The organism is Kitasatospora sp. NPDC056184 (genome assembly GCF_042268405.1).
In the GTDB taxonomy this organism is placed as follows: Bacteria; Actinomycetota; Actinomycetes; order Streptomycetales; family Streptomycetaceae; genus Kitasatospora.
On record NZ_JBHJUI010000036.1, the window covers coordinates 37,070 to 63,997 of the forward strand.

Annotated in this window: 27 protein-coding genes; 11 read left to right on the forward strand and 16 right to left on the reverse strand. The window is 74.7% G+C overall.

Annotated features, from left to right (window positions below; genetic code table 11):
- The gene (locus ACFC0B_RS37990; protein WP_376097122.1) at positions 1-1,158 is read left to right on the forward strand and encodes an acyl-CoA dehydrogenase family protein; all 1,158 of its coding nucleotides are present in this window, start codon (positions 1-3) and stop codon (positions 1,156-1,158) included.
- 86 nt (positions 1,159-1,244) lie between these two features.
- Here ACFC0B_RS37990 and ACFC0B_RS37995 read toward each other — a convergent pair whose 3' ends face one another.
- A complete protein-coding gene (locus ACFC0B_RS37995; protein WP_376097125.1) occupies positions 1,245-1,511 on the reverse strand; it encodes a hypothetical protein in 267 nt (88 codons plus the stop codon).
- 151 nt (positions 1,512-1,662) lie between these two features.
- Between ACFC0B_RS37995 and ACFC0B_RS38000 the strand changes: the two genes are divergently transcribed.
- Positions 1,663-1,980, forward strand: a complete 318-nt coding sequence (locus ACFC0B_RS38000; protein ID WP_376097128.1) for a cupin — start codon at positions 1,663-1,665, stop codon at positions 1,978-1,980.
- A 33-nt stretch (positions 1,981-2,013) separates the two neighbouring features.
- Here the strand turns inward: ACFC0B_RS38000 and ACFC0B_RS38005 are convergent, their stop codons facing one another.
- The gene (locus ACFC0B_RS38005; RefSeq protein WP_376097131.1) at positions 2,014-2,628 is read right to left on the reverse strand and encodes a TetR/AcrR family transcriptional regulator; all 615 of its coding nucleotides are present in this window, start codon (positions 2,626-2,628) and stop codon (positions 2,014-2,016) included.
- A 109-nt stretch (positions 2,629-2,737) separates the two neighbouring features.
- On the opposite strand from ACFC0B_RS38005, the gene ACFC0B_RS38010 reads away from it, so the two are divergent.
- Entirely contained in the window at positions 2,738-4,285 is a 1,548-nt protein-coding gene (locus ACFC0B_RS38010) for an MFS transporter (protein WP_376097134.1), read from the forward strand.
- Positions 4,286-4,374: 89 nt separating this feature from the next.
- Here ACFC0B_RS38010 and ACFC0B_RS38015 read toward each other — a convergent pair whose 3' ends face one another.
- Together ACFC0B_RS38015 and ACFC0B_RS38020 are read right to left on the reverse strand one after the other, a co-directional pair.
- A complete protein-coding gene (locus ACFC0B_RS38015; RefSeq protein ID WP_376097137.1) occupies positions 4,375-4,653 on the reverse strand; it encodes a type II toxin-antitoxin system RelE/ParE family toxin in 279 nt (92 codons plus the stop codon).
- A 6-nt stretch (positions 4,654-4,659) separates the two neighbouring features.
- Positions 4,660-4,941 carry a type II toxin-antitoxin system Phd/YefM family antitoxin gene (locus tag ACFC0B_RS38020; RefSeq protein ID WP_376097140.1) on the reverse strand — a complete coding sequence of 94 codons (282 nt, stop codon included), beginning with the start codon at positions 4,939-4,941 and terminating at the stop codon, positions 4,660-4,662.
- Positions 4,942-5,341: 400 nt separating this feature from the next.
- Here ACFC0B_RS38020 and tatA point away from each other — a divergent pair, with 400 nt between their 5' ends.
- From tatA to ACFC0B_RS38035, 3 genes are all read left to right on the forward strand, one after another.
- Complete coding sequence (gene tatA / locus ACFC0B_RS38025; RefSeq protein WP_376097143.1) at positions 5,342-5,653, forward strand: Sec-independent protein translocase subunit TatA; 312 nt, start codon at positions 5,342-5,344, stop codon at positions 5,651-5,653.
- Between the two features lie 153 nt (positions 5,654-5,806).
- Positions 5,807-7,111: a hypothetical protein gene (locus tag ACFC0B_RS38030; RefSeq protein ID WP_376097146.1), complete on the forward strand. Its 1,305-nt coding sequence runs from the start codon at positions 5,807-5,809 to the stop codon at positions 7,109-7,111.
- Positions 7,112-7,116: 5 nt separating this feature from the next.
- The gene (locus ACFC0B_RS38035) at positions 7,117-7,731 is read left to right on the forward strand and encodes a potassium channel family protein (protein ID WP_376097149.1); all 615 of its coding nucleotides are present in this window, start codon (positions 7,117-7,119) and stop codon (positions 7,729-7,731) included.
- On the opposite strand, the gene ACFC0B_RS38040 is transcribed toward ACFC0B_RS38035, so the two are convergent.
- The 3 genes from ACFC0B_RS38040 to ACFC0B_RS38050 all read right to left on the reverse strand — a co-directional run bounded on the left by ACFC0B_RS38040 (position 7,728) and on the right by ACFC0B_RS38050 (position 9,324).
- Entirely contained in the window at positions 7,728-8,102 is a 375-nt protein-coding gene (locus ACFC0B_RS38040) for a VOC family protein (protein ID WP_376097152.1), read from the reverse strand. The two genes, ACFC0B_RS38035 and ACFC0B_RS38040, sit on opposite strands and share 4 nt — an antisense overlap.
- A 71-nt stretch (positions 8,103-8,173) precedes the next feature.
- Entirely contained in the window at positions 8,174-8,302 is a 129-nt protein-coding gene (locus ACFC0B_RS38045; protein WP_376097155.1) for a hypothetical protein, read from the reverse strand.
- Entirely contained in the window at positions 8,299-9,324 is a 1,026-nt protein-coding gene (locus ACFC0B_RS38050) for a hypothetical protein (RefSeq protein WP_376097158.1), read from the reverse strand. Before ACFC0B_RS38050 ends, ACFC0B_RS38045 begins: the two co-directional genes overlap by 4 nt.
- A 199-nt stretch (positions 9,325-9,523) precedes the next feature.
- On the opposite strand from ACFC0B_RS38050, the gene ACFC0B_RS38055 reads away from it, so the two are divergent.
- Positions 9,524-12,031 carry a helicase C-terminal domain-containing protein gene (locus ACFC0B_RS38055; RefSeq protein WP_376097161.1) on the forward strand — a complete coding sequence of 836 codons (2,508 nt, stop codon included), beginning with the start codon at positions 9,524-9,526 and terminating at the stop codon, positions 12,029-12,031.
- Between the two features lie 22 nt (positions 12,032-12,053).
- On the opposite strand, the gene ACFC0B_RS38060 is transcribed toward ACFC0B_RS38055, so the two are convergent.
- Positions 12,054-12,326, reverse strand: coding sequence for a hypothetical protein (locus ACFC0B_RS38060; protein WP_376097164.1), 273 nt, complete (start codon positions 12,324-12,326; stop codon positions 12,054-12,056).
- Positions 12,327-12,455: 129 nt separating this feature from the next.
- Here ACFC0B_RS38060 and ACFC0B_RS38065 point away from each other — a divergent pair, with 129 nt between their 5' ends.
- From ACFC0B_RS38065 to ACFC0B_RS38075, 3 genes are all read left to right on the forward strand, one after another.
- Positions 12,456-12,860 (forward strand): hypothetical protein, encoded by a 405-nt coding sequence (locus ACFC0B_RS38065; protein ID WP_376097167.1) that lies wholly within the window; start codon positions 12,456-12,458, stop codon positions 12,858-12,860.
- Between the two features lie 115 nt (positions 12,861-12,975).
- On the forward strand, positions 12,976-14,613 hold the full coding sequence (locus tag ACFC0B_RS38070) for a DNA repair helicase XPB (protein WP_376097170.1): 1,638 nt from the start codon (positions 12,976-12,978) through the stop codon (positions 14,611-14,613).
- 237 nt (positions 14,614-14,850) lie between these two features.
- Positions 14,851-16,911, forward strand: a complete 2,061-nt coding sequence (locus tag ACFC0B_RS38075; protein ID WP_376097173.1) for a HelD family protein — start codon at positions 14,851-14,853, stop codon at positions 16,909-16,911.
- Between the two features lie 83 nt (positions 16,912-16,994).
- On the opposite strand, the gene ACFC0B_RS38080 is transcribed toward ACFC0B_RS38075, so the two are convergent.
- From ACFC0B_RS38080 to ACFC0B_RS38090, 3 genes are all read right to left on the reverse strand, one after another.
- On the reverse strand, positions 16,995-17,681 hold the full coding sequence (locus tag ACFC0B_RS38080; protein WP_376097176.1) for a copper homeostasis protein CutC: 687 nt from the start codon (positions 17,679-17,681) through the stop codon (positions 16,995-16,997).
- Between the two features lie 160 nt (positions 17,682-17,841).
- Positions 17,842-18,831 carry a hypothetical protein gene (locus ACFC0B_RS38085; protein WP_376097179.1) on the reverse strand — a complete coding sequence of 330 codons (990 nt, stop codon included), beginning with the start codon at positions 18,829-18,831 and terminating at the stop codon, positions 17,842-17,844.
- Positions 18,828-19,220, reverse strand: coding sequence for a PadR family transcriptional regulator (locus tag ACFC0B_RS38090; protein ID WP_376097182.1), 393 nt, complete (start codon positions 19,218-19,220; stop codon positions 18,828-18,830). Before ACFC0B_RS38090 ends, ACFC0B_RS38085 begins: the two co-directional genes overlap by 4 nt.
- Positions 19,221-19,301: 81 nt before the next feature.
- Here ACFC0B_RS38090 and ACFC0B_RS38095 point away from each other — a divergent pair, with 81 nt between their 5' ends.
- Positions 19,302-19,958, forward strand: coding sequence for a hypothetical protein (locus tag ACFC0B_RS38095; RefSeq protein WP_376097185.1), 657 nt, complete (start codon positions 19,302-19,304; stop codon positions 19,956-19,958).
- A 42-nt stretch (positions 19,959-20,000) separates the two neighbouring features.
- Here ACFC0B_RS38095 and ACFC0B_RS38100 read toward each other — a convergent pair whose 3' ends face one another.
- The 5 genes from ACFC0B_RS38100 to ACFC0B_RS38120 form a co-directional block, all read right to left on the reverse strand.
- Complete coding sequence (locus tag ACFC0B_RS38100) at positions 20,001-22,769, reverse strand: FtsX-like permease family protein (protein ID WP_376097188.1); 2,769 nt, start codon at positions 22,767-22,769, stop codon at positions 20,001-20,003.
- Positions 22,769-23,515, reverse strand: a complete 747-nt coding sequence (locus ACFC0B_RS38105) for an ABC transporter ATP-binding protein (RefSeq protein WP_376097191.1) — start codon at positions 23,513-23,515, stop codon at positions 22,769-22,771. Before ACFC0B_RS38105 ends, ACFC0B_RS38100 begins: the two co-directional genes overlap by 1 nt.
- Before the next feature lie 142 nt (positions 23,516-23,657).
- A complete protein-coding gene (locus ACFC0B_RS38110; RefSeq protein ID WP_376097194.1) occupies positions 23,658-24,017 on the reverse strand; it encodes a hypothetical protein in 360 nt (119 codons plus the stop codon).
- Positions 24,018-24,112: 95 nt separating this feature from the next.
- Positions 24,113-25,735 (reverse strand): chaperonin GroEL, encoded by a 1,623-nt coding sequence (groL, locus tag ACFC0B_RS38115; RefSeq protein ID WP_344334086.1) that lies wholly within the window; start codon positions 25,733-25,735, stop codon positions 24,113-24,115.
- A 314-nt stretch (positions 25,736-26,049) separates the two neighbouring features.
- A complete protein-coding gene (locus ACFC0B_RS38120; RefSeq protein ID WP_030289665.1) occupies positions 26,050-26,253 on the reverse strand; it encodes a cold-shock protein in 204 nt (67 codons plus the stop codon).
- Positions 26,254-26,928: the final 675 nt, after the last annotated feature.

Consider the following 26,928-nt stretch of genomic DNA (forward strand, 5'->3'; position numbering starts at 1 on the left):
GTGCGCCGCACCGTGTTCACCGAGGACCACGAGGCCTTCCGGGAGACCATCCGGGACTTCATCGCCAACGAGGTCGTCCCCGTCTACGAGAGCTGGGAGGCCGAGGGCCACCCGCCGCGGGACTTCTACCGCCGACTCGGCGCGCTCGGCGTCTTCGGCATCGAGGTGCCCGAGGAGTACGGCGGCGCGGGCGAGAGCGGCTTCAAGTACCAGGCGGTGATCGCCGAGGAGACGGCGCGGGCCGGCGTCGGCTTCGGCTCGTCCGGGGTGCACACCGGCCTGGTGCTGCCCTACCTGCTGGAGTACGCGACCGAGGAGCAGAAGCGGCGCTGGCTGCCCGGCTTCGTCTCCGGCGACCTGATGACCGCGATCGCGATGACCGAGCCGGGCGCCGGCTCCGACCTCGCCGGCATCTCCACCACCGCGCGGCTCTCCGAGGACGGCACCCACTACGTCCTCAACGGCGCCAAGACCTTCATCACCGGCGGCGTCCTGGCCGACCTCGTCCTGGTGGTCTGCCGCACCGCGCCGCACGACCCGGAGAACCGCCGGGCCGGACTCTCCATCCTCTGCGTGGACACCTCGTCCCCCGGTTACAGCGTCGGCCGCAAGCTGCAGAAGATCGGCCTGCGCACCTCGGACACCGCCGAGCTGGCCTTCTCGGACGTCAAGGTGCCGGTGGAGAACCTGCTCGGCGAGGAGGGCCGGGCGTTCGCCTACCTGACCCACAACCTGGTGCAGGAGCGGCTGGCGATCGCGGTCGGCGCGTACGCGGCCGCCGCGGCGGCGGTGCGGTTCGCGGTGCGGTACGTCAAGGACCGCAAGGTGTTCGGCCAGGCGGTCGCCGAGTTCCAGAACACCAAGTTCACGCTGGCCGACTGCGAGGCCCAGGTGGTGGCGCAGCAGTCGATGGTCGACCGCGCGCTGGAGCTGTACCAGAACGGCGAGCTGACGGTGGCGGACGCGGCGGCCGCCAAGCTGTTCTGCACCGAGTCGGCGTCCGGCGTGATCGACAAGTGCCTGCAGCTGCACGGCGGTTACGGCTACATCCTGGAGTACCCGATCGCCCGGCTCTACACCGACAACCGGGTGTTCCGGATCTACGGCGGCACCAGCGAGGTCATGCGCAGCATCGTCGCCAAGTCGCTCGGACTGTAGCCGGCCGCACCGCGGCCGGCCGCGGCACCCGCACGGCGTCCACCCGTCCGGCGGAGTCGGGCGGGTGGACGGCCGGGCTCCCGCGATCAGTTGGGCGAGTGGTGCTCGGCGCGCCAGGCGTCCCAGCCGGCCGAGGACGCCACCTTGGCCTCGTGCAGGGCCCGCTGGGCCAGGGCGGTCGGCGGGGTGTCCAGCCCCCGCACCCAGGCGCGGCCGGCCGTGGCCAGCGCCGCGCACACCATCACCGCACCCGCCGTGCCGAACACCGCGCCGATGCCGGTCAGCACCGCGCCGCCGGCCAGCAGCGAGCGGTTGACCTGGAACCCGCTGAAAAAACGCTCGTTGGTCGCCATGCCTCCACGATGGGGGCAGTCGGCCGCCGCCGCACGCCGAGCGCACCCGCCCGCGACCCGGCTCGGCGTGCGGGCGGGGGGCGCGTCCGGGACGCTGGGCCGCAGGAGCGCCCGCGCAGCAGGACGGCACCGGACGGCAGGAGGACGCGCGATGGTCGATCTCGAACAGCTCGTCGCGGAGCACGCGGCCCTGGCGGCCGAGAGCCCGCACGGCCGCAGCGCCCATCTGGTGCTGCACGACGGGGTGCTGCGGCAGACGGTGATCGCGCTGACCGCGGGCACCTCGCTCGACGAGCACAACGCCCCGGCCGCCGCCAGCGTGCAGGTGCTGCGCGGGCGGGTCTCGCTGACCATCGCCGGGCGGCACGAGGAGCTCTCGACGGGCCAGCTGCAGGCCGTCCCGCAGGAGCGGCACGGCCTGCTGGCCCACATCGACTCGGTGGTGCTGCTGACGGCCGTCACCGCCTGAGTCCCGCGCCACCGCGGCGCCCGCCGGGCGGTCTCAGGCCGCGGGGCCGTGCCAGGCCTCCGCGGGCCTCGGCTTCAGCAGCGAGCCGCCGACCAGCTCCAGCCCGCGCAGCAGGTCCCGCCCGCCCGGCGCCATGTCGGGCGCGGCGAGCCACTGCCCGGCCAGGCCCACCAGCAGCGCCTGGTAGAAGGTGCCGCGGGCCAGCTCCTCCTCGGTGTCCGACACCCCGGCGAGCCCCTGGAACACGGCCGACAGCCCGAGCCGCCCGTCCTTCTGGGCCCCGGCCAGCGCCTCCCGCAGCTCGGGCGCCCGCTCCACCTGCACCATCGCCTCGAACTGCGCGGCCCAGAGGCCGCGGTGCTCGGCGATGGTCTCCCGCACGCCGTCCCACACGGCGACGAACCGTTCCTCCGGGTCGTCGGACGCCTCGTTGGCCTTCGCCACCACGGTCCCCACCATGACGCCCCACTCCCCGGTCGCCTCGATCAGCGCCGCGTTGAGCAGCGCCTCCTTGGAGCCGAAGTGGTAGCCGATGGCCGCCAGGCTCACGCCGGAGGCGGTGGCGATGTCCCGGGCGGTGGTCCGCCCGTAGCCCTTCTCGATCAGGCAGCGCTTGGCGCCGGCCATGAGGTCCTCTCGATTTCCCATGCCCGAATGCTACGTCCGATCAAGACGGATGTCTTGCACGCCTGTCTGGCACGAATGATTTAGACGCTCGTACTAGACAACCGTCTGACACATCCGTACCGTCGTCCTCATGACCGCCACCACAGGCCGCGCAGGCCGTCGCGAATGGATCGGCCTCGCCGTCCTGTTGCTCCCGACCCTCGTCCTCACCATGGACATGGGCGTGCTCTTCTTCGCCGTCCCCTACATCTCCAGCACGCTGGCGCCGAGCGGCACCCAGCAGCTGTGGATCATGGACATGTACTCGTTCCTGCTGGCCGGGCTGCTGATCACGATGGGCGCGCTGGGCGACCGGATCGGCCGCCGCCTGCTGCTGATGATCGGCGCCATCGGCTTCGCCGGCGCCTCGCTGCTCGCCGCCTCCGCGGACAGCGCCGGCCAGCTGATCGCCGCCCGCGCCCTGCTGGGTGTCGCCGGGGCCACCGTGATGCCCTCGACCCTCGCGCTGATCCGCAACATGTTCCACGACCCCAAGCAGCGCCAGGTCGCGCTCGGCGCCTGGGGCGGCATCCTCACTGCCGGCGCCACCCTCGGGCCGGTCGCCGGCGGCCTGCTGCTCGACCACTTCTGGTGGGGCTCGGTCTTCCTGCTCGCGATCCCGGTGATGGCCCTGGTCCTGCTCGCCGCCCCGGTGCTGCTCCCCGAGTACCGCTCCCCGCAGCACGGCAGCTTCGACCTGCTCGGCGCCGTCCTGTCGCTGGCCGCCATCCTGCCGCTGATCTACGGCGTCAAGACGCTCGCGGTGGACGGCTGGGACCTGCTCGCCGCGCTCGCCGTCCCGGTCGGCCTGCTCCTCGGCGGCGCGTTCTACTGGCGGCAGCGCACCGCCGCCCACCCGCTGCTCGACCTCGGCCTGTTCCGCATCCGCGCCTTCAGCGGGGCGATCAGCGTCAACACCGTGGCGATGTTCGCGATGATGGGCTTCACCCTCTTCACCTCGCAGTACCTGCAGCTGGTCAAGGGCATGAGCCCGCTCACCGCCTCGCTCTGGTCACTCGTTCCCAGCGTGGGCGTCGGCGCGGCCGTCGGCATCACCTCGGCGCTCGCCGGCAAGGTCCGGCCCGCGGTGATGATGGCCTCGGGCTTCCTGATCGGCGCGGCCGGCTTCGCGATGATGACCCAGGTCGGCGCGGACTCCCCGCTGGCGCTCATCCTCACCGCGGCGGGTGTGCTGGCCGCCGGCACCGTCGGCACCATGACCCTGACCGCCGAGCTCGTGGTCTCCTCGGCCCCCGCCGAGCGGGCCGGCGTCGCCTCCGCCACCTCCGAGACCGCCGTCGAGCTCGGCAGCTCCCTCGGCATCGCCCTGCTCGGCGCCGCCGGAGCCGCGGTCTACCGCTCCCAGGTGGACGGCGCCCTGCCGGCCGGGGTGGAGGGCGAGGCCGCCCGCGCCGCGCAGGACACCCTCGGCGGCGCGGTCACCGTCGCCGCCCAGCTGCCCGGTCAGCTCGGCGGCGAACTCCTCGCCACCACCCGCACCGCGTTCACCGAGGGCCTGCACGTCGCCGCGGTCGTCGGCCTCGTCCTGGTGCTCGGCGCCTCCCTCCTCGCCTACCGCCTGATGCGCCACCTGCCCGCCGCCGCCCCGGCCCCCGCCCCCGAGCCGGCCGCCGCCTGACCCCGCCCCGCCGCCGATCCCCCGCCGCGCGTCATCGCAGCCCCCGCCCCCACCCGGCCGGGGGCTGCCGCGTTCCCGGCCGGCGGGAATCATTGATCGCGGTACACCTCGCGACGGTTCCCCACCGCCAGGACCCAGACGACCAGTTGTCCCCCTTCGACCGTGTAGACCGCCCGGTGGTCCCCTACCCGCAGTCGCCACCGCGCGCTGTGCCCCTGCAGTGCCTTGATGTCGAACCCGGTGGTATCCCCGAGATCCAACGCCCTCTGCAGGTCCGAGAGTCGGCGGAGGATCCGCATCGCGTCCGGCCGGGGAACCTTCAGGAGGTCCCGCTGGGCGTGCGGCGTGAACCTCGTGACGTAGCCCACGGCCCGTCAGCCCCTGTGGTCGCGGATCAGGGCGGCCATCTCCTCCAGCGAGACCGAACCTTCGGTCCCTTCGGCCTCCGCCTCGTCGGCGAGGCGGTTGAGCCAGGCCTCCTCGGTCCGCTCCGCTATCCGGGTCAGCCGCCGGTACTCGTCGATGTCGATCACGACGGCCTCCTGCTTCCCCCGTCGCGTGATGATCGTCGGTGTCTCCTCCCTCCTCGCCCGGTCCAGCACATCGGCGAGGTGGCTCCGGACCTCGGCCATGGATTCCACTACCGGCTCACTCATGGCATCAATGTACGGGATGTACATGGATCCGCAGCGGGAACTCCATCGGCCGCTGCGACAAGGCCCGGGCGCCGGGACAGCCGGAACCGGCCAAAACGCGGGGGCGGTGTGGCGCGAAGAGGGGTGGTCCGCGGGGGTGCGGGCGGGCGGGGCGGCGGGTGGCGGCGCGGGCCGGCCGGTACGCGGGGGCGGTGGGGAGTGGCCTGACCTCGGCGGATGCGGGGGCTCCCGGCGGGCCCTTCGGGACGGGGCCCCGTCCGCCCCCGCAACATCTGGTTTTTGACCAGCGTTTCCCGGCCGGTGTATACGTTCGCCGCCACGGGCAGGCATACTGGCCAGGACGGGCGCTTTGCCCAACTGTGACGTATGACTCTAGACGAGAAGGGACCGGTGGCCAGGGATGCTGCGTAACGGTCTGGAGCCCTGGCACGTGCTCGTGGTGCTGGCTGTCGTGATCCTGCTGTTCGGGTCGAAGAAGCTGCCGGAGATGGCCCGCGGCCTCGGAAAGTCGATGCGGATCCTCAAGGCGGAGACGAAGGCGATGCGCGAGGACGACACCCCCGCCGCCGACGCCGCCCAGGGCACCGCTCAGAGCACCGCCCAGAGCACCGCCGCCCCGGCGCAGCCGGCTGCCGAGCAGCCCCGCCAGGCCGTGAACCCGACCAATGTGACCAAGGCCACCGAGCAGCCGCGGTCCACCACCACCGCCTGAGACCCGGCGGCGCGAACCCGGCCGAAGCCCCCGCCCCGCGGCGGGGGCTTCGTCGTGTCCGGCTGTTCGGCCGCCCCTCCCACGGACTCGACTGGCCGTCCCTTTTGATCCGTTATCTCCTGGTGTGCACGACAGGAGGAACGGAGTCGAGGCATGGCGACCAACGAGCCCGGCGGCGGCCGGCCCGACGAGTTCGCCGAGCTGCGCGCCCGGCTCAGCGCCGTCGAGGCCCGCGAGGCCCGCGAGGCGACGTCGCCGCCCCGGCGCCACCGGACCCGCTCCGCCTTCGCCGTCCTGCTGGTCCTGCTCGCCTGCGTGCTGACGCCGTTGAGCGTCGTCGCCGTCTGGACCAGGTCGCAGATCACCGACACCGACCGCTACGTCGCCACCATGGCGCCGCTGGCCACCGACCCGGCCGTCCGAACGGCCGTCACCGACCGGGTGACCGACGAGATCGTCAAACAGATCCCGGTCGACTCGCTGCTCTCCTCGGTCGCCCCGGCGGACCGCCCCCTGCTGAACACGCTGCTCGGCGGCATCGGCCAGGCGCTCACCGACGGGATCGCCGGCTTCGTGCACGACCAGGTCCAGCGGGTGGTGGCGAGCGACGCGTTCGCCACGATCTGGGCCGACGTCAACCGGCAGGCCCACGCGGCCGTCGAGAAGATGCTGACCGGTCAGGGCGGCGGGGCCGTCGCGATCAAGAACGACACCGTGGTGCTCGACCTCGCGCCGCTGATCGACCGGGTGAAGGCCCGGCTGGTCGACAACGGCCTGTCGATCGCCGCGCGGATCCCCGAGGTGCACACCCAGTACACGCTGGTGCAGTCGGACGCGATCCCCAAGGTCCGCACCGGCTTCCGGCTGCTGGACCTGGCCGGCTTCTGGCTGCCGGTGCTGACCGCGGCCTGCGCGGTCGGCGGCGTGCTGCTGGCGGTCCGCCGCCGCCGGGCCGTCGTCACGGTCGCCCTGGGCATGGCCGGCGGGGCGCTGCTGCTGGGCATCGCGCTGTCCGTCTTCCGCGCCCTCTACCTGGACCGGCTGGCGTCCGGGGTCGACCTGGCCGCGGCGCAGGCGGTGTACGACACGCTGGTGCGGTACCTGCGGTCGGCGGTCCGGGTGGTGGTCGCGCTCGGGGTGCTGGTGGCGCTGGGCGCCTGGATCGGCGGCCGGGGGCGGTGGGCCGGGACGACCCGGGGCATGTGGGCGTCCGGGCTGGGGGCGGTGCGGCGCGCCGCCGAACGGGCCGGGCTGCGGCTGGGGCCGGTGGGACGGTTCGTGCACCGGTGGAAGGCCTGGCTGGGCTGGGCGGCGGTGGCGGTGGCCGCGCTGGCGTTCCTGCTGTGGAGCTATCCGACCGTCCTGGTGACGCTCTGTCTGGCGCTCGCGCTGGTGGCGGCGCTGGCGGTGCTGGAGTTCCTGGACGAGCCCGGCGGCGGACCGGCCGGGGCGCGCTGACCGGGATGAGCAGCCAGCAGCCGCCGCAGGCGCCCCCACCCGCGTCCCCGCCCGCGCCCCGGGAGAACCTCGACCTGCGGGCCTGGGGCCTGCTGCTCGGCTCGTTCACCCTGCTGATGGTCGGCTACTTCACCGTCCCGCTGCGGGTCCTGGGCCAGGACCGCCCACTGCTGAGCTGGCTGCTGTTCGGGGTGGTGCTGACCGGGCTGACCGGGCTGCTGGTGGCCAGGATCGTCGACACCTTCCGCGGCACGGGCCATCACCCCGGGGTGTGGCTGGCCTTCCTGATCTGCCTCTCGCTGACCGTCTTCGCCGGCACCTACTACGTGCTGGCCGACCGTCCGGGCGAGTTCGTCGGCCTGGAGACCCGACTGGACTCGCTGTACTTCACGGTCGTCACGATGGCGACCATCGGCTACGGCGACATCACCGCGTCCGGGCAGGGGCCGCGACTGGTGGTGCTGCTGCAGATCACCTACAACTTCGTCTTCCTGGCGGCGGCGGCCGGCGCGCTGAGCCGGACCGTCCGCAGCGGCATGGAGACCCGCGCCCACCGCGAGGGCCCCGAGCACGAGCACCACCACGTCCGGGCCCGGCGCCGCCGCCGTCACCGGCCCTAGGAGCGGCTGCTGTCGATCACGCAGAAGCGGTTCCCGTCCGGGTCCTCGACGACGACGAAGTCCGGGTCCGGCGGGTAGAGGTCCCAGTCGACCCGCCGCGCGCCGAGGCCGACCAGCCGCTCCACCTCGGCCGCCTGGTCGGCCGCGTCCGCCGCGTAGAGGTCCAGGTGCACCCGCGGGTGGCGCTGCGGCGGGCTGGCGCTCCGACCGAGCGCCACCTGCACCCCGGGGGCGCCGTCCGCCGGGACCAGCACCACCCAGTCGTCCTCGACCGGGCGGTCGCGGGGAACGTACCCCAGGGCCTCGCCCCAGAACGCCGCCGCGCGGCGGACGTCCGCCACCCCGAGCACCACCGAACCGATTCTCAGCATGCCGGCGATTGTGCCGGACGGGGCGGGACGGAGGGAACGGGCAGGCCGACCGGCGGGCGGGCGGGCCGCCGTCACCGCTCCCGGTCCACGTCCGGGCGCGGGCAGCCGCGGCGCAGGCCCTCGGAGTACGCCACGTGCGGGTCGGGCGAGGGGCCGAGCGCCTTGAGGTGGCGACGTCCCTGGCGCGGAGGGGGAGTCACCCGCCCGCGCCCTCCGCCGCGCCGCCGCGCCGGCGCAGCGACATCAGGAGAAGGAAGACGGCCGACAGCACGGCCGCCACCCGCAGCACGCCCGGCGCGGAGCTCCACATCACCTGGTTCGCCTGCTCACCGGGGTTCAGGGCCGTGCCCCAGCGGCCCTGGGCGCGGCCCCAGACCCAGAGCGAACTGCCGCTGATCGTCATCAGCGGGATCCCGAACACGGCCACCTTGCGGGTGAGGTCGGACAGGTGGCGGGACATGTAGCCGAGCGCCCAGCCGATCAGCATGGCGATCAGCTGTCCGGTGACGGCGCCGCCGATCAGCACCGCGGCGGAGAGCAGCAGCAGCGGTGAGGGGCGGTGGCGGGCGGGCGCCCCGGCCTTGGCGGGCTTCCCGGCGGCGCCGGGGTCCGCGGGGGCGCCTTCGGCGGGGGCGGCCCCGTCCCCGGCCGCCCGGCCCCGGCGCCCCTTGGCCTTCTTCGGCCGGCCCTTCTTCGTCGGGGCGGCGGCGGGCGGCTCGGTCGCCGCGGCCTCGCCCGCCGCGGGGTCCTCGCCCTCCGCCACGGGCCCGTTCTCGCCCTCGGGCGCGGTCCGCTGCTCGGGGATCGGCCGGTTGGACACGACCGGGCCGTCCCCGAAGTCGATGCTCACGTAGTCCCAGTCGCCCGTGTTCACGGCGCGGTACGCGGGCGGCAGCGCCTCGGGGTCGGCGGGGGCGTCCTCGGCCGGCTCCGCCGTCCACGGCGAGCCGCCGTCCTGCCCGGGCTTCGTCAGCGGGGTGGCCGGCCCGGACCTCGGGGCACGCGTGGGCGGCGGCAGGAACGCGGCGGGCGCCCCGCCCTTCGATCCGGACGCCGGCGGAGGTCCAGCGGGTCGCGGCGGCACCGAGGGGCGCGGCGGCGCGGCGGGCGCCGGCTCCTGCGCGTACACGCTGTCCCCGTCACCGCCCCGGCCCGCCGCCCCCGGGGCGGCCGGCGGCTCGCTCCAGGGCCCCTGCTTGCGCCACCACTCGCCGTCCGACATCCCACACACCCCGCCTTGCCCGTACCGAACCGGACCCGCCACGCGTCCGGACGCGGCGTCAGCCCCGCCGACCGTGACGGTACCCACCCGCCGCCCCGCCACGCGAGCCGGAGCGCCCCCGGGCGCGCCCCACCGCACCGGCCGTCCCGCCGACGCCGGGACCCTCCTGTCCCGCCGCCGCCCGACTAACCTAGGTCGAATGACCACACAGCAGGGCCCCCAACGCCAGGCCAAGTCCGCCGCCGGCCCCCGCACCCTCGCCGAGGAGCTCCGCGCCCGGCCCGACGACGACCTCGCCGCCCTGCTCCGGTCCCGCCCCGACCTGCTCAACCCCGTGCCCGGCGACCTCACCCAGCTCACCGCCCGGCTCTCCTCCCGCGCCTCCGCCCTGCGCGCGCTGGAGCGGCTGGACCGGTTCACCCTGCAGGCCGCCGAGGCCCTCGCCGCGCTCCCCGACGGCTCCCCGTCCACCGCCGTCCGGACCCTGCTGGCCGGACCGGTCAAGGTGAAGCCGCACCCCGGCGCCACCCCGCTGAGCGCCGCCGACCGGTCCGCCGTCGCCTCCGCGCTCCCCCGCGCCCTGGCCACCCTGCGCGACCGCGCGCTGCTCTGGGGCCCCGACAACGGCCTGCGGCTGGTCATCGCCGCCCGCGAGGCGCTCGCCCCGACCGCCACCAACCCCGGCCGCACCGGTCTCGGCCCGACCTTCGCCGAGGCCAGCACCGGCATGTCCCCGGCCCGCCTCCAGCAGCTGCTCGCCTCCGCCGGGCAGCCCGCGACGCCCGACCCGGTCACCGCCGTCGCCGCGTTCACCGCGCTGCTCACCGACCGCAGCCGCTGCGAGGGCCTGCTCGCCACCGCCCCCGAACCCGCCCTGCGGCTGCTCGACCGGCTGGTCTGGGGCCCGCCCACCGGCACCGTCCCGGACGCCACCCGCCCGGTCACCGCCGAGGACGCGCAGAGCCCGGTCGAGTGGCTGCTGGCCCGCGGCCTGCTGCTGCCCAGCAGCCCGGGCAGCGTCGTGCTGCCCCGCGAACTCGCCCTCCACCTGCGGGGCGGCCGCTCGCACCGCGCCGTCGAGCCGCTCGCGCCCGAGCCGGCGCCCGCCGCCGCGCCGCGCGACCCCCAGGTGGTGGACGGCGCCGCCGCCGGGCAGGCGCACACCGCCGTGCGGACCGTCGAGGAGCTGCTCGACCTCTGGGGCCTCACCCCGCCGCCCACCCTGCGCGCCGGCGGCCTCGGCGTGCGCGACCTCAAGCGCACCGCCCAGGCCCTGGAGAGCACCGAGCCGATCGCCGCCTTCTGGCTCGAACTCGCCTACACCGCGGGCCTGCTGGCCCCGGACGGCGAGGCCGACGAGCGCTGGGCACCGACCCCGGGCTACGACGAGTGGCTGCGGCTGGACACCGCCGAACGCTGGACCGTGCTCGCCCGCGCCTGGCTCGCCGCCACCCGCGTCCCGGCCCTCGCCGGCACCGCCGACGGCAAGGGCAAGCCGCGCGCCGTGCTCGGCCCCGAGCTGGACCGCACCCTCGCCCCGCCGGTCCGCCGCGCCGCTCTGGCCCTGCTCGCCGAACTCCCGCCCGGCACCCCGGCCACCGCCGAGGAGCTGCTGCCCACCCTGCGCTGGCAGCGCCCGCTGCGCGGCGGCCCGGCCGCCCCCGACGGTGGCGGCGACCTGCGCGACCAACTGGTCGCCCGGACCCTCGCCGAGGCCGAACTCCTCGGCATCACCGGCCGCGGCGCGCTCGCCGCCCCCGCCCGGGCCCTGCTCACCGCCGAGCACGACCCGGCCGCCGTGCTCGCCCCGCTGCTGCCCCGGCCGCTCGACCACGTCATCCTGCAGCCGGACCTCACCGCGATCGCCCCCGGCCCGCTGCTCACCCCGCTCGCCCAGGCGCTCGCGCTCTGCGCCGACATCGAGTCCAAGGGCGGCGCGACCGTCTACCGGTTCACCCCCGGCTCGGTGCGCCGCGCGCTGGACGCCGGACGCACCGCCGCCGACCTGCGGGCCTTCCTGGCGCAGCACTCCCGCACGCCCGTCCCGCAGCCGCTCGCCTACCTGATCGACGACGTCGCCCGGCGGCACGGCCTGCTGCGGGTCGGCGCCGCCTCGTCCTACCTGCGCTGCGACGACCCGGCGCTGCTGAACGAGATCCTGGCCGACCGCCGCTCCGCGGACCTGCGGCTGCGGCTGCTCGCGCCCACCGTGCTGGCCGCCCAGGCCGCCCCCGACGTCCTGCTCGCGAGCCTGCGCGCCATGGGGTACGCACCGGCCGCCGAGTCCGCCGAGGGCGATGTGCTGATCACCCGCCCGGACAGCCACCGCACCCCGCCGCGCGCGGCCCCGGTCCCCGTCCCGGACGGCCCGCCCGCGCCGGACGACACCCTGCTCGCCGCCGCCGTCAAGGCGATCCGGGCCGGCGACCGGGCCGCCACCGCCGTCCGCCGCGAGCCCAACGTCCCGGCCGGGCGCCAACTCCCGCGCACCGCCGCCGCGGAGACCCTCGCGGCGCTGCAGACCGCGGTCCTGCTCGGCGAGCGGATGTGGATCGGCTACCTCAACGCGGAGGGCCTCGCCAGCCAGCGGATCATCGACCCGGTCAAGGTCGAAGGCGGCTACGTCACCGCCTTCGACCACCACGACGGCGAACTGCGCACCTTCGCGCTGCACCGGATCACCGGCGTCGCCGAACTCGACGAGTAGCGGCCCCGGACCCCCGGGGGGCTCAGTGTGCCTGCCCCTGCTCCTTGGCCGCCTGCTCCGCCTGCTTCTCCTTCATCGCCTTCTCCGCCATGGCGGCGAGGTCCCCCTGCCCGACCGGCATCACCGAGTTGGCCCCGGCCAGGTCCGCGAGCAGGAACCCGGGCGCCGCCAGCAGCCCGCCCGGCCCCTCCCCGATGCCCGCGACCGCCTGCGCGGAGGTGGCCGTGGAAGCGGTGGCCGCGAAGGCCGTCCCGACGAGGGCGAGAGCGGTGAGAACACGCTTCGACTTGTTCATGCCCTCCCCAACGAGCCACCCCGCCGCCGGTCACCCCCCGCCACCCCGTCAGCACCGCGCGTACCGCCGGTTGACGCCCCGCTCCCACCGGCGTAGTCCGGAGTGCGGGGGGTGACGAAAGGAGTCATCATGCTCGGCGATCTCATCGGTGAGACCCAGGGCCAGGACACCGGCCGGCGCGTGCTCGACGCCGGGGACGGCCACGTCGTCGTCGAGGTCTCGTTCGAGGGCAGCGGCAGCTACTACGGCACCGCCGTCACCGGCTTCGGCACCTACGAGTCCGAATTGCGCGCCGACGGCACCCTGCGCGGCGAGGGCCAGGGCGTCGACATGACGGCCGACGGCCAGGGCGTCGTCTGGCACGGCACCGGCATCGGCCACTTCACCGAGGGCGGCGGCACCAGTTGGCGCGGCGCCCTCTTCTTCCACACCGCCTCGCCCCGGCTCGACCGCCTCAACCACGTCGTCGGCCTCTTCGAGTACGAGGTCGCCCCGGACGGCAAGTCCACCGGCACCTTCCACGAGTGGAAGTAGCCCTCCCGCCCCGAGCGGTCCCGCGCACCCGGCCTGATGGGCGACACTGGAGGGTCGGCGTCCCGAAGGACCCGCAGACCCGACCGACCTGTCAGCCAGTGGAGGGCTCCCCCGCGTGAACGACGGACCGCTCATCGTCCAGAGCGACAAAACTCTTCTCCTGGAGATCGACCACCCCAAGGCCTCCGACTGCCGCCGGGCCATCGCGCCGTTCGCGGAACTGGAGCGCGCGCCCGAGCACGTGCACACGTACCGGGTGACGCCGCTCGGGCTGTGGAACGCGCGGGCGGCCGGACACGACGCCGAGCAGGTCGTGGACGCCCTGGTGACGTACTCGCGCTACCCGGTGCCGCACGCGCTGCTGGTCGACGTGGCCGACACTATGGCCCGGTACGGGCGGCTGCGGCTGGTCAAGCACCCCACCCACGGGCTGGTGCTCACCACCACCGACCGGCCGGTGCTGGAGGAGGTGCTGCGCTCCAAGAAGATCATCCCGCTGGTCGGCGCCCGGCTCGACCCGGACACCGTGGTGGTGCACCCCTCCGAGCGCGGGCAGATCAAGCAGGTGCTGCTGAAACTCGGCTGGCCCGCCGAGGACTTCGCCGGCTACGTGGACGGCGAGGCGCACCCGATCGACCTGGAGGAGGACGGCTGGAGCCTGCGCCCCTACCAGGCGCAGGCGGTGGAGGGCTTCTGGCACGGCGGCTCGGGCGTCGTCGTGCTGCCCTGCGGCGCCGGCAAGACGCTGGTCGGCGCGGCGGCGATGGCGCACGCCAAGTCGACCACGCTGATCCTGGTCACCAACACCGTCTCGGCCCGCCAGTGGAAGCACGAGCTGGTCAAGCGGACCTCGCTCACCGAGGACGAGATCGGCGAGTACAGCGGGACCAGGAAGGAGATCCGCCCGGTCACCATCGCCACCTACCAGGTGATGACCACCAAGCGGAAGGGCGTCTACGCCCACCTGGAGCTGTTCGACGCCCGCAACTGGGGCCTGGTCGTCTACGACGAGGTCCACCTGCTGCCGGCCCCGGTCTTCAAGTTCACCGCGGACCTCCAGGCCCGCCGCCGGCTCGGCCTGACCGCCACCCTGGTGCGCGAGGACGGCCGCGAGGGCGACGTGTTCAGCCTGATCGGCCCCAAGCGCTTCGACGCCCCGTGGAAGGAGATCGAGGCGCAGGGCTACATCGCGCCCGCCGACTGCTGCGAGGTCCGGGTCACCCTCACCGACTCCGAGCGGCTCGCCTACGCGACCGCGGAGCCCGAGGAGCGGTACCGCTTCTGCGCGACCACGGCGACCAAGCGCCGGGTGGTGGAGGCCCTGGTCAAGAAGCACGAGAAGGACCAGACCCTGATCATCGGCCAGTACATCGACCAGCTGGACGAGCTCGGCGAGGCCCTGGACGCCCCGGTGATCAAGGGCGAGACCAGCAACACCCAGCGCGAGAAGCTGTTCGACGCCTTCCGCAACAAGGAGATCGGCGTCCTGGTCGTCTCCAAGGTCGCCAACTTCTCCATCGACCTGCCGGAGGCGACCGTCGCCATCCAGGTCTCCGGGACCTTCGGCTCCCGGCAGGAGGAGGCCCAGCGCCTCGGCCGGGTGCTGCGCCCCAAGGCGGACGGCCACGCCGCCCACTTCTACTCGGTGGTCGCCCGGGACACCGTCGACCAGGACTTCGCCGCGCACCGCCAGCGCTTCCTCGCCGAGCAGGGCTACGCCTACCGCATCATCGACGCGGACGACGTGCTGTAGCGGCGCGCTCCGACGCGGTATCGCAACGGGCCCGCGGGGCCGGTGGGGCCCGCGGGGCTGGAACCGGGGGGCGGACGCGGCTAGGATCGTCCGTCTGCCCCCTCCCGAACCGTGGTACCTGCTGAAGTCGCGCAGGCAGCCGGGGGAGGTACCGGCCGTTCGGCAACCGGCCGGTATCCACCGTGAGCTCCTACGATCCGCTGCGCCCGTCCCCGGGGGCAGCCGGGAAGGTTCGCTGTGCCCGCCACCCCCACCACCGACCCCCTGCAGCGCGAACGGGACCACCTCGCCGCGTCCAGGACCGCGCTGCGCGCGATGCGCGAGGACGTCGAGTCCCTGGACATCCGCGACGTCACCGGCACCTGGGTCACCGCCCTCGTGCTGCAGAACCAGATCGAGGCCAGGATCGCCGCCCTGGCCGACCTCTCGCACACCCCGCTGTTCTTCGGCCGGCTCGACTACCTGCACGCGATCAGCGAGGAGTTGAGCGAAGGATCCGGAGGGGAGAGCTTCTACATCGGCCGCCGCCACGTGCACGACGCCGACGGCGACCCGATGGTGATCGACTGGCGCGCGCCGGTCTCCCAGCCGTTCTACCGGGCCAGCCGCACCGAGCCGATGGACGTCGAGCGCCGCCGCCGCTTCGGCTACACCGGCGGCGAGCTCACCGCGTACGAGGACGAGCACCTCTCCGACCCGGCCGAGCACGACGCCTCCTCCGCCCTGCTGGCGGCCGAGATCGAGAAGCCGCGCGTCGGCCCGATGCGCGACATCGTCGCGACCATCCAGCCGGAGCAGGACGAGATCGTCCGCGCCGACATCTCCGGCACCCTCTGCGTGCAGGGCGCCCCCGGCACCGGGAAGACCGCCGTCGGCCTGCACCGGGTCGCGTACCTGCTGTACGCGCACCGCGAGCGGCTGGCCCGCACCGGCACCCTGGTGATCGGTCCGAACAACGCCTTCCTCTCCTACATCGAGCAGGTGCTGCCCGCGCTGGGCGAGCTGGACGTCGCGCAGGCCACCGTGCAGCAGCTGGTCGGGCACGTCGAGGTGCGCGGCGAGGACTCCCCCGAGGCGGCCCGGCTGAAGGGCGACGCCCGGATGGCGGAGGTGCTGCGCCGGGCGGTCCGCTCCGGCATCGCGCTGCCCACCGAGCCGTGCGTGGTGATCCGCGGCTCCCGCCGCTGGCGCGTCCCGGTCCACGAACTGGTCGGGATCATCGAGGAGTTGAAGGCCCGCGACATCCGCTACGGCGCGGCGGCCGAGGCGCTGCCGCAGCGGATCGCGCACGCCGTGCTGCTGAAGATGGAGCAGGGCGGCGAGGCCCCGGACGACCGGGTGCAGGACGCGGTGGCCCGCAACACCGCCGTGAAGGCGACGGTCAAGGCGTGCTGGCCGGCGGTCGACCCGGCCAAGCTGGTGCTGCGGCTGCTCTCCGAGCCGGAGTTCCTGGCCGCGTGCGCGGACGGCGTGCTGAGCGCCGAGGAGCAGGCGGCCGTGCTGTGGCCCAAGCGGGGCCGCTCGGTGAAGACCGCCCGCTGGACCGCCGCCGACGCCGTGCTCGTCGACGAGGCGACCGACCTGGTGCGGCGCACCGCCTCGCTGGGCCACGTGGTGCTGGACGAGGCGCAGGACCTCTCGCCGATGCAGTACCGCGCGGTGGGCCGCCGCTGCACCACCGGCTCGGCGACCGTGCTGGGCGACCTCGCCCAGGGCACCACCCCCTGGGCGACGGCGAGTTGGCCGGAGGCGCTGCACCACCTGGGCAAGCCGGCCGCCCACATCGAGGAGCTGACCAAGGGCTTCCGGGTGCCGGAGGAGGTCATCGCGTACGCCTCCCGGCTGCTGCCGTCGATCGCCCCCGGCCTGAACCCGGCCAGTTCGGTCCGCGAGGCCCCGGGTTCACTGACGATCCGTCAGATCGCCGAGGAGGAACGGGCGGAGGCCGTGGTCGAGGCCTGCCGGCGGGCGCTGGAGCGGGAGGGGTCGACCGGTCTGATCGCGGCCGACGCGCGCGTCCCGCTGCTGGCGCAGGCGCTGGCGGAGGCCGGGCTGGCGCACCTCGCCCCCGGCACCGAGACCAGCGCCGAGGCCCGGCTGACGCTCGTCCCGGCCTCGCTGGCCAAGGGCCTGGAGTACGACTACGTGGTGCTGGACGAGCCGGCCGCGGTGGTCGCGGGCGAACCGGACGAGCGGACCGGCCTGCGGCGGCTGTACGTGGCGCTCACCCGTGCGGTCTCCGGCCTGGAGGTGCTGCACGCCGAGCCGCTGCCGGCGCAGTTGGACGGCCTCGACTGAACGGCCGCAGCTGAACGGGCCTCGGCCGAACGCCCGGGGCCGGCCCGTCGCCACGGCGGGCCGGCCCCGGTGCCCGGCGGAGTTCAGCCGCCGATCAGCGCCCGCCACTCGGCGACCTTGGCCGCGTCCACCGGCGACCGCCAGCCGTCCACCCGGACCGCGCCGCCGACGTGGAAGGCGTCGAACCCGGCGGCGAGCAGCCCCGGCAGGTGCTCGGCGCGCAGGCCGCCGCCGATCAGGATCCGCTGGGTGTAGCCGGGCTCGCCGGCCCGGGCCAGCTCGGCCAGCAGGACGTCCCGACCGGCGTCCACCCCGCCGGCCGCGCCGGAGGTGAGGAAGGTGTCCAGGCCGGGCAGCGCGCCGACGGCGGCGCGCACGGCGGCCCGGTCCGCGCTGTGGTCGATCGCCCGGTGGAAGGTCCAGCGGCAGCCGGCCACCGCCTCGGCGACGGCCTCGGTGGCGGCCAGGTCGACACCGCCCCCGGCGTCCAGGAACCCGAAGACGAACTCGTCGGCGCCCTCGGCCCGGAGCGCGGCGGCGCGGACGCGCAGCTCGTCCAGGTCGCCCGGGGCGAAGCCGTCCCGGACGCGGAGCATGACGCGCAGCGGAATCTCCACGGCGGCACGGATCCTGGCGAAGTCCTCGACCGAGGGGGTGAGCCCGTCGGCGGCCATGTCGGTGACCAGTTCGAGCCGGTCGGCGCCGCCCGACTCGGCGGCCTGGGCGTCCTGGGGCGTCAGCGCGATGACTTCGAAAATTGGTCTAGACATATCAGATAGCCTGCCACATCGGTCCGCCCCCGGCGAGCCCCGTGCGGCCACTCGGCCGGACGACGCGCACCGCCGCGAGAACGCGGAACGGCCGGACGAACGGGCCCACAACCCGTTCGTCCGGCCGTTCGAGGAGCGGCGACGCTCCGGTCGGCCCCGCTCAGACGAGGCTCCGGACACCTCCCGCGCCCACGTCGCACCCGGGCGCCGCACCGGCCCGGTGCAGGATCCGGCCGGCCGCCACCAGACCGACCACCACCGCGATCGCCAGCGGCGCCATCCGCCACACGCCGCCGACCGACTGCCAGGTCCGGAAGGCGTTGAACCCGAGGGTCAGCGGCAGCGCGGCGAGGCCGATCGCCGCCGGAGCGAGCCGCCCGCGGACGGCGAAGAGCAGGGCGGCCGCCGGCACCAGCAGCAGCGCCACGGCCGGCACCCGGTCCATCAGGCCGACCGAGCTGTAGTACCCCTCCCCGATCAGGATCAGCCCGCCGCCGGCCGCGGCGGCCAGCACCGCGATCCGGCCCCGCGCGCTCGGCCGCTCCGCGGTCAGCTCCTGCGGGGCGAAGGCGAACACCAGGCCCGCCAGCAGCAGCGGGGTCGACTGACCGGAGCACTCCAGGAAGCCCCAGAGGTACGGCTCCTGCACCGCCGCGGTCAGCACGCCCAGCGCGCCGACGCCGGCCACGCCGAACGCCGCGTACCGGGCCTCCCGCGAACGGCCGGCCAGCACGGCGGCAACCAGCAGCAACGGCAGCAGCGCCTGCCCGAGGAACCAGACGAAGGCCGGCACCTCGCCGATCCGGTCCGGCAGCGCCCACGCCGGGACCCAGGAGGGGTTCACCACCTGGTCGACCGTGTAGGCCGCGCACAGCCCGGCGACCGCCCCCGCGACCAGCGGCGCGGCCAGTGCGAACAGCTGTCCGACGGCGGAGGAGGCGGTCAGGCCGGCGCGCATCCGCAGGCCGTACGCGCCCAGGTCGAACACCTCCCGGGCGGTGGCCAGCCGCCCGGTCCCGGCCGTGCTGTCGGCGAAGACCGCGGACAGCTCGTCACCGCGCTCGCGCCGGTAGCGGGCCGGGAAGAGCATCAGCGCGGCACGGAGCGCCACCGGCTCCCCCATCGCTCCGGGAAAGGTCTGGATCGTCATGCGAAGGCCCCCCTGACCCTGGTGAACGCGAGTGTGGCGGCCCCGCCGGCCGGGCGGAAACCGGTCGGGCGGACGGCCGCCAGCCGGCGCTGGGCCTCCTCGGCGACGGCGCGCAGCCGCTCCGCCTCGGTGGCCAGGGCGCCGCGCCCGCCCTCGGTGAGCGCGTAGGTGCGCCGGGCCCGGCCGTCGACGATCTCCTCGGCCGCGACCTCGATGAGACCCTGCTGGAGCAGCCGGTCGAGCGCGCCGTACAGCGTCCCGGTGCGCATCTTGACCCGGCCGTCCGAGATCGCGGAGATCTCCTGGATGAGCGCGTAGCCGTGCCGCGGGGCGTCGGCCAGTGCGGTCAGCAGGAGCAGTGTCGGCTCTTGCATCGCCCGTTCAGTCATGAAGCTACATATACCTTTCATCGATATATCACGTCCAGCGGAATCCCGGTCGGCTCCGACCCGGCCCGGCAGAATGGCCCCGTGCCCGACACCGATGCCCCGGTCCCCGAGGACCTGCTCACCGCCTGGACCGCCCTGCTCCACCGCCGCGGCGCGGCGGGCGACCCCGCCCCGGCCGGCCGGGAGCTGCTGCGGCGCTGGTCCGAGCCGCAGCGCCGGTACCACACCGTCGACCACCTGCGCGCGGTGCTGGGCCACGTCGACGCGCTCGCCGGGCACGCCGCCGACCCGGACGCCGTCCGGCTGGCCGCCTGGTTCCACGACGCCGTCTACCGTCCGGACCGCTCCGAGAACGAGGAGCGCAGCGCCGTCCTGGCCGTCCGGGCGCTCGACGAGGCGGGGCTCCCGGCGGCCCTGGTCGCGGAGGTCGCCCGGCTGGTCCGGCTCACCGTCACCCACCGCCCCGAGCCGGGCGACCGCGACGGCGAGGTGCTGTGCGACGCCGACCTCGCCGTGCTCGGCGGCCCGCCGCGGGCCTACGCGGCGTACGCGGCGGCCGTCCGGGAGGAGTACGCCTTCGTACCGGGGCCGGACTTCCGCGCCGGGCGCGCGGCCGTGCTCCGCCAGTTGCTCGCGCTCCCCGCGCTGTATCGCACGCCCACCGCGCACGCCCGCTTCGACGCCGCCGCCCGGGCCAACCTGGCCGCCGAGATCGCCGGGCTGGAGGCCGCCGGCTGAGCACGGGCGGACCCGCGCGGCCGGCGGCCGGAGCGGCCGGTGTCACCCCGCCCGCCGCGCCAGCGGCAGCCGGGACCGGGTGAACAGGGCCGCGCCCAGGCCCGCCACCACCGGCAGCACCACCGTGATCGTCACCAGCAGTCCCCACGGCGCGGTGAACGGGGCCGCCGGCACACCGATCTGCCCGCTCGCGTGCGAGCGCAGCAGCGCCACCGCGGGCACCAGCCCGCTGACCGTGCCGATCGCCGCGCCGAGCCCCGCGATCAGCGTGCTCTGCAACCCCGCCTGCACCCGGTGGATCCGCGGCGGCGCGCCGACCGCGGCCAGCGTGGCCCGGTCGTTGCGGGAGTCGGCCGCGGCCAGACCGGTGGCCACGGCCGCGGCACCCAGCACCACCAGCACGGCGAACCCGGCGAGCGCGAGGCTGATCACGTCGTCCTTCGGCTGGAAGCCGCGCTCCACGTGCAGCAGGGCCAGCGGGGCGACCTGGGCCAGATCGGCCTCCACCCGCTGCTGCGCCTTCGCGGTGGGCGGGTGCGCGGGCCGCCACACCGAGCCGGCCGACTCGGTGGAGAGACCGACCTTGCGCACCGCGTCCGGGCTCATCAGCAGCCCCCCGTACCGGGCGGCCTCCGGGTCGTCGACCAGCAGCGCGTCGACCGCGATCTCCTTGGTGCCCGTCTGCGGGGTCTCCCCGGGCTGGACCGGACCGCCGCCGGCCGCGCCCAGCATGGTGAGCACCGCCCGGCCGTCCTGCACCCGGTCGCGGTCGAAGACGATCGCCCGGCCGGCGGCCAGCGCCTCCTCGGCGGCCCGGTCGTTCACCCCGAACAGGTTGCGCAGCACCGTCGCGTCGCCGACCAGCGCGCGGCTCCCGGCACCGCCCCGGTCGAACCGGCCGCCGCCCGTCCCCTTGACCTGCACCGTGCTGGAGCAGCCCGTGCAGAAGACGTAGAGCATGCTCTGGACGTCGGCGCGGGTGCCCGCGTCCGGCAGGCCCCGCTCGACCGCGGCGCGCAGCCGCGGCAGCCGGGGGTCGTCCGACTTCATCGGGGCCTCGACCACGACGGCGCCCATCGGGGCCGTCGGACGGTAGGAGGCCCGGTCCTGGGCCTCGGTGCCGGTGGTGTAGACGCCGACGGCGACGGCTCCGGCGACGGCGGCCATCACCGCGGCCACGGCGGGCGCGGTGCGGCCGCGGTGGCGGGCCGAGTCGCGCAGGGCCAGCCGGGGGCCGATCGGCAGCCGGGCGGCGAGCCGGCCGAACAGCGCGACCAGCAGCGGGGTGAACAGCAGGAAGCCGAGTTCGGCGGTGACCGCCCCGGCCAGCACGGTGAGCGCCTTCATGGTGAGCCCCTTGAACACCGGCAGGCCGGTGGCGTCCGGGCTGCCGGCGCCGTAGAGCGCCAGGCCGGCGCCCGCGACGACCAGGAGCCCGCCCAGCAGCGGGAGCCGCCGGCTCGGCGCGCCGACGGCGTCCCGGCCGGTGAGCCCGGCCACCACGTCGCGGCGGGCGGCCTGGACCGCGGGCACCACGGCGGCCAGCAGCGCGGTGACCACCCCGACGGCGGCGATGGCCAGCAGGTCGAGCGGCGCGATCGCGAAGTGCCCGAAGCGGCTGCCGCCGGCCTCCTCGGCCCGGGTCCGCAACAGGGCGACCAGGCCGACGCCCGCCACCAGGCCGACGGCCGCGCCGACGGTGCCGAGCACCAGCCCGGAACCGAGCACGACCGCGCGGACGTGGCCGCGGTTGCCGCCGGCGGCGCCGATCAGGGCGAGCTGGCGGCGCGAGCGCCGGGCGCCCACCGCGAAGGCCGGGCCGGCCAGCAGGGCGACCTCCAGCAGTGCCATCCCGACCACCGTCGCCAGCACCACGACCCGCTTGTCCGCGTCGGGGAGCCTGAACAGGTCGGGGTCGTAGGTGACGGCGGACGCGGGCGGCGGGTCGAGCGCGACGGCGCGCGAGGTCACCGTGAAGCCGTACCGGTTGAGCTTCCGGACGGCGGGCCAGTCCAGGGCGGCGCCGCCGCCGGGCATCCGCACCAGCCAGCGCTCGGGACGGTCCGTGTCCGCCCCGGCCGCGGTCAGCCCGGCCGAGGGGGCGGCGCCGGGCGGGGCCGCCGCGGCCAGTGGGGCGATCAGCTCGCCGGGCCGGGCCACCAGCTCGACCTTGTCGAGGGTCCCCGGGTACTCGACCACGCCGGTCAGCTTGAACGGCGCCTTGTCGAGGCCCTTGACCGTGGTGGAGTCGCCGATCCGCAGTCCGGCCTCGGCGAGGAAGGCCCGGGTGACGGCCGCCTCGTGCGAGGCGTTCGGCGCCCGGCCCTCGACCAGGTCGATCCGGCCCTGCCAGATCCGGTCGGCGAGGTCGGCCTCGGCGGTCGCGGTGGTGAACAGGCCCTCCCGGGTGGAGGTGCTGACCGCCGGCCCCGGGGTGGTCGGCAGCAGCACCGCGCCCGCGGGCAGCAGCCCGGCGACCAGCTCGGCGGGGGAACCCGCCGCGGCGGCGGCCGTCACCGAGGCCGGATCGGTCCGGTTCTCGGGCAGCACCTGCACGCCGTCCTCGGCGAACGGCCCCTGGTCGACCGAGCGGCCGGGCCGGTGGGCGGTGATCAGGGCGTCGGCCCCGCCCATCAGCCGCTCGACCCGCTCGCCGGGGGTGAGCTGCCCACTGCGGTGGACGACGTCGGCGCCGGCGACACCGAGCACCGGCAGCGCGACCATGGCGGCGATCAGGGCACTGCGGCCCTTGGCGCGCAGGGCGTCGCGGCGGGCGATCCGCAGGGCGACGCGCAGGGCGGAGAGCTTCATCACCGGCCGCCGTTCCCGCCGGCGTGCAGCAGGTGCGCGGCCTGCTGCCCGGTGGACTCCTGGACGACCCGGCCGTCACTGAGGAACACCACGCGGTCCGCCCAGACGGCGTGCCGGGGCTCGTGGGTGACCATCATGGCGGCGGCGCCCGCGTCGCAGCGGGCCCGCAGCACGCCCAGCACGGCCTCGCCGGTGGCGGAGTCGAGGGCGCCGGTGGGCTCGTCGGCGAGGACCAGGCGCCGCTCGCCGACCAGGGCGCGGGCGATCGCGACGCGCTGCTGCTGGCCGCCGGAGAGCTGCTCGGGGAAGCGGTCGGCGAGGTCGGCGATGCCGAGCTCGGTCAGCGCGGCGAGTGCCTCCCGGCGGGCGGTCCGCCCGGAGACGCCGTCCAGCTCCCGGGGGAGCGTGATGTTCTCGGCGGCGGTCAGCGCCGGGACGAGGTTGTAGTCCTGGAAGACGTAGCCGACCGAGCGGCGGCGCACGGCGGCCTGCGCGGTGCGGTTCAGCCCGCCCAGCTCGACGCCCTCGACCAGCACCTGCCCACCGCTCGGCCGGTCGAGGCCGCCGGCCAGGGTGAGCAGCGTGGACTTGCCGGAGCCGGAGGGCCCCATCACCGCGACGAACTCGCCGGCGCGCACGGCCAGGTCGATGCCGCGCAGGGCGTGCACCTCGGCCGCGCCCTGACCGTGCACCCGGGTGACGGCGCGCAGTTCCAGGACGGGCCGGGTCGGATCTGGCTGGGACATGGGTCTCCCCCTCGTTGCCGTGAAAGCTCAGACGAACTATATAAGTCGGTAGACTACATATGCCGCCCATCGGTTCCACTCGGCACGAAAAAACCGCCGCCGCGCCCGGAGGCACGACGGCGGTGAGGTCCGGCGCCGGGGGTTACGACAGCTCGCCGACCGCGGCCACCACGGCACCGCGCTTGCCGCACACCCAGTGCGGCTCCGGCCCCAGCTCCGGCTCCACGCCCAGCGCGTGCGGGTCCCCCTCCGCCGCGCAGTCCGCGCACAGCGGCCAGCGCCCGTGGCTCTCCAGCAGCGCGTCCTGGACGTCCTGGGCGACCAGGCCCAGCACGTACTCGGTGCCGTCCGGCCACTGCTCCAGCCACCAGCGGCGGTGCGTCACGGCCTGCTCGACCAGGGACACCACGGCGGCGTCGGCGGCGTCCCGCGCGGTCAGGTCGGCCAGGATCAGCGCCCGCGCGGTGTGCAGCGCCGTCTCGATGTCGTCTGTCGTAGCCATCCGTCCAGTCTCCCAAGAACGTCCGAGAACGCCGCACGGGCGGCTCCCCGAGGGGAACCGCCCGTGCGAACGAGGAACCGTCCGATCCGTCAGGATCAGAAGTCCATGTCACCGCCCGGCATGCCGCCGCCGGCGGCCGCGGCGGCCTTCTCCGGCTTGTCGGCGATGACGGCCTCGGTGGTGAGGAACAGCGCCGCGATGGAGGCGGCGTTCTGCAGCGCGGAGCGGGTGACCTTGGCCGGGTCGATGATGCCCTCGGCGACCAGGTCGACGTACTCGTTGGTGGCGGCGTTCAGGCCGTGACCGGCGGGGAGGTTGCGCACCTTCTCCACCACGACGCCACCCTCCAGGCCGGCGTTGGTCGCGATCTGCTTGATCGGGGCCTCCAGCGCGACCTTGACGATGTTGGCACCGGTGGCCTCGTCGCCGTCCAGCTCCAGCTTGTCGAACGCGACACCGGCCTGCAGCAGGGCGACGCCGCCACCGGCGACGATGCCCTCCTCGACGGCGGCCTTGGCGTTGCGGACGGCGTCCTCGATGCGGTGCTTGCGCTCCTTGAGCTCCACCTCGGTGGCCGCGCCGGCCTTGATGACGGCCACGCCGCCGGCCAGCTTGGCGAGGCGCTCCTGGAGCTTCTCGCGGTCGTAGTCCGAGTCGCTGTTCTCGATCTCGGCGCGGATCTGGTTCACGCGGCCCGCGACCTGCTCGCTGTCGCCGCCACCGTCGACGATGGTGGTCTCGTCCTTGGTGATGACCACCTTGCGGGCGGTGCCCAGCAGGTCGACGCCGGCGTTCTCCAGCTTCAGGCCGACCTCCTCGGAGATCACGGTGCCACCGGTGAGGATGGCGATGTCCTGGAGCATGGCCTTGCGGCGGTCGCCGAAGCCCGGGGCCTTGACGGCGACGGACTTGAAGGTGCCGCGGATCTTGTTCACGACCAGGGTCGACAGGGCCTCGCCCTCGACGTCCTCGGCGATGATGACGAGCGGCTTGCCGCTCTGCATGACCTTCTCCAGCAGCGGCAGCAGGTCCTTGACCGAGCCGATCTTGGAGTTGGCGATCAGGATGTAGGGGTCCTCGAACGAGGTCTCCATACGCTCCAGGTCGGTGGCGAAGTAGGCCGAGATGTAGCCCTTGTCGAAGCGCATGCCCTCGGTGAGCTCAAGCTCCAGACCGAAGGTGTTGCTCTCCTCGACGGTGATGACGCCTTCCTTGCCGACCTTGTCCATGGCCTCGGCGATGAGCTCGCCGATCTGGGTGTCGGCGGCGGAGATGGAGGCGGTGGAGGCGATCTGCTCCTTGGTCTCCACGTCCTTGGCCTGGGCCAGGAGCTGGTCGGAGACGGCGGCGACGGCCTTCTCGATGCCGCGCTTCAGGGCCATCGGGTTGGCGCCGGCGGCGACGTTGCGCAGACCCTCGCGGACGAGCGCCTGGGCGAGCACGGTGGCGGTGGTGGTGCCGTCACCCGCGACGTCGTCGGTCTTCTTGGCGACCTCCTTGACGAGCTCCGCGCCGATCTTCTCGTACGGGTCCTCGAGCTCGATCTCCTTGGCGATGGAGACACCGTCGTTGGTGATCGTGGGGGCGCCCCACTTCTTCTCCAGCACGACGTTGCGGCCCTTGGGGCCGAGCGTGACCTTCACTGCGTCGGCGAGCTGGTTCATGCCACGCTCAAGGCCGCGGCGAGCTTCCTCATCAAAGGCGATGATCTTGGCCATCAGAAGTGGTCCTCCGGGACACGGTCGACTGCTCGGACCAAGGGGTGCCCGCGACGGACGGCCCTGGTGTGCGGGGGTCCTTTCCCCTACCGCTCCCGGGGGCCTCACCGACCCGGTCCGCTGTCACTCTCACGCTGTGAGTGCTAACGCCAATGATTAGCACTCTGGGTGGGTGAGTGCAAGCCCAAATGGCCAACCCGCGAGCCGCGACAGCATGACGGCGGGCCCGTGCGACGCGTGTCGCACGGGCCCGCCGTGAAGCAAGAGGTGCACCAGCCCGATGGGCCGAGCCGAACTCCCGGGTGTCGGAAAGGTCAGACCGCCGCGCGGACCATGTCCGCCTGCGGGCCCTTCTGCCCCTGAGAGATCTCGAACTCGACCCGCTGGCCCTCCTCAAGGGTGCGGTAGCCGTCCATCTGGATCGCGCTGTAGTGGACGAAGACGTCCGCACCACCGTCGACCGCGATGAAGCCGTAGCCCTTCTCCGCGTTGAACCACTTGACGGTGCCCTGAGCCATTCCGAACTCCCCTAGTGCTGTGCTGGCCCTTCACGCCCCCGCAGGTCTGCGGGCACGGGTCTGGTTGGAGGCCGGCCCGGGGAACCCCCCCTGGGCGCGGCCGTGCACGCCGCGATCCTCCCGATGTCACCGAACGGCATCCGGCGAACGGGCGATTGCGTCGACCGCGGCTGAATGTATCCGGATCGACGCCCTCTGCAACAGGGCCAATGTCGGGGAATTCACCCGGTACCCCGGAGGACAGGACGGGAGCAATCGACGGGAAAGCCGCAATTCCCACCGGACATAGCGGACGTATTACCCAAAAATGCCGCCAGAATTCTGACACCGGCCTGACATGTTTCCCGGCCCCCGGGCCCGCTCCCGGTCTCGACGGGCGGACGGCGGCGGTGGTGACGGTGCGGTGGATTCGTTCCCGGACGGGGAGGGAGGGCGACCCCTGTTCCCGGTCGAGCGACACTTTACTCCGAGCGGGACCGAGAATATTCCCGCCAAAATGCGCGCGGCCGTCCGCGGCACGGAATTCCGTGCCCCGGGCCGCCCGGGGACGGCCCCCCCCCCCCCGCCGGCGCCGGCGGGCCCGCGCACCGCCGCCCGCTCCGTCCTCCCCCGGCCCGCCGGCCCCGCGCTCCCCCGGTAGGTTGCGGGTCTGGGAACCGATACCCGCACCGGCCC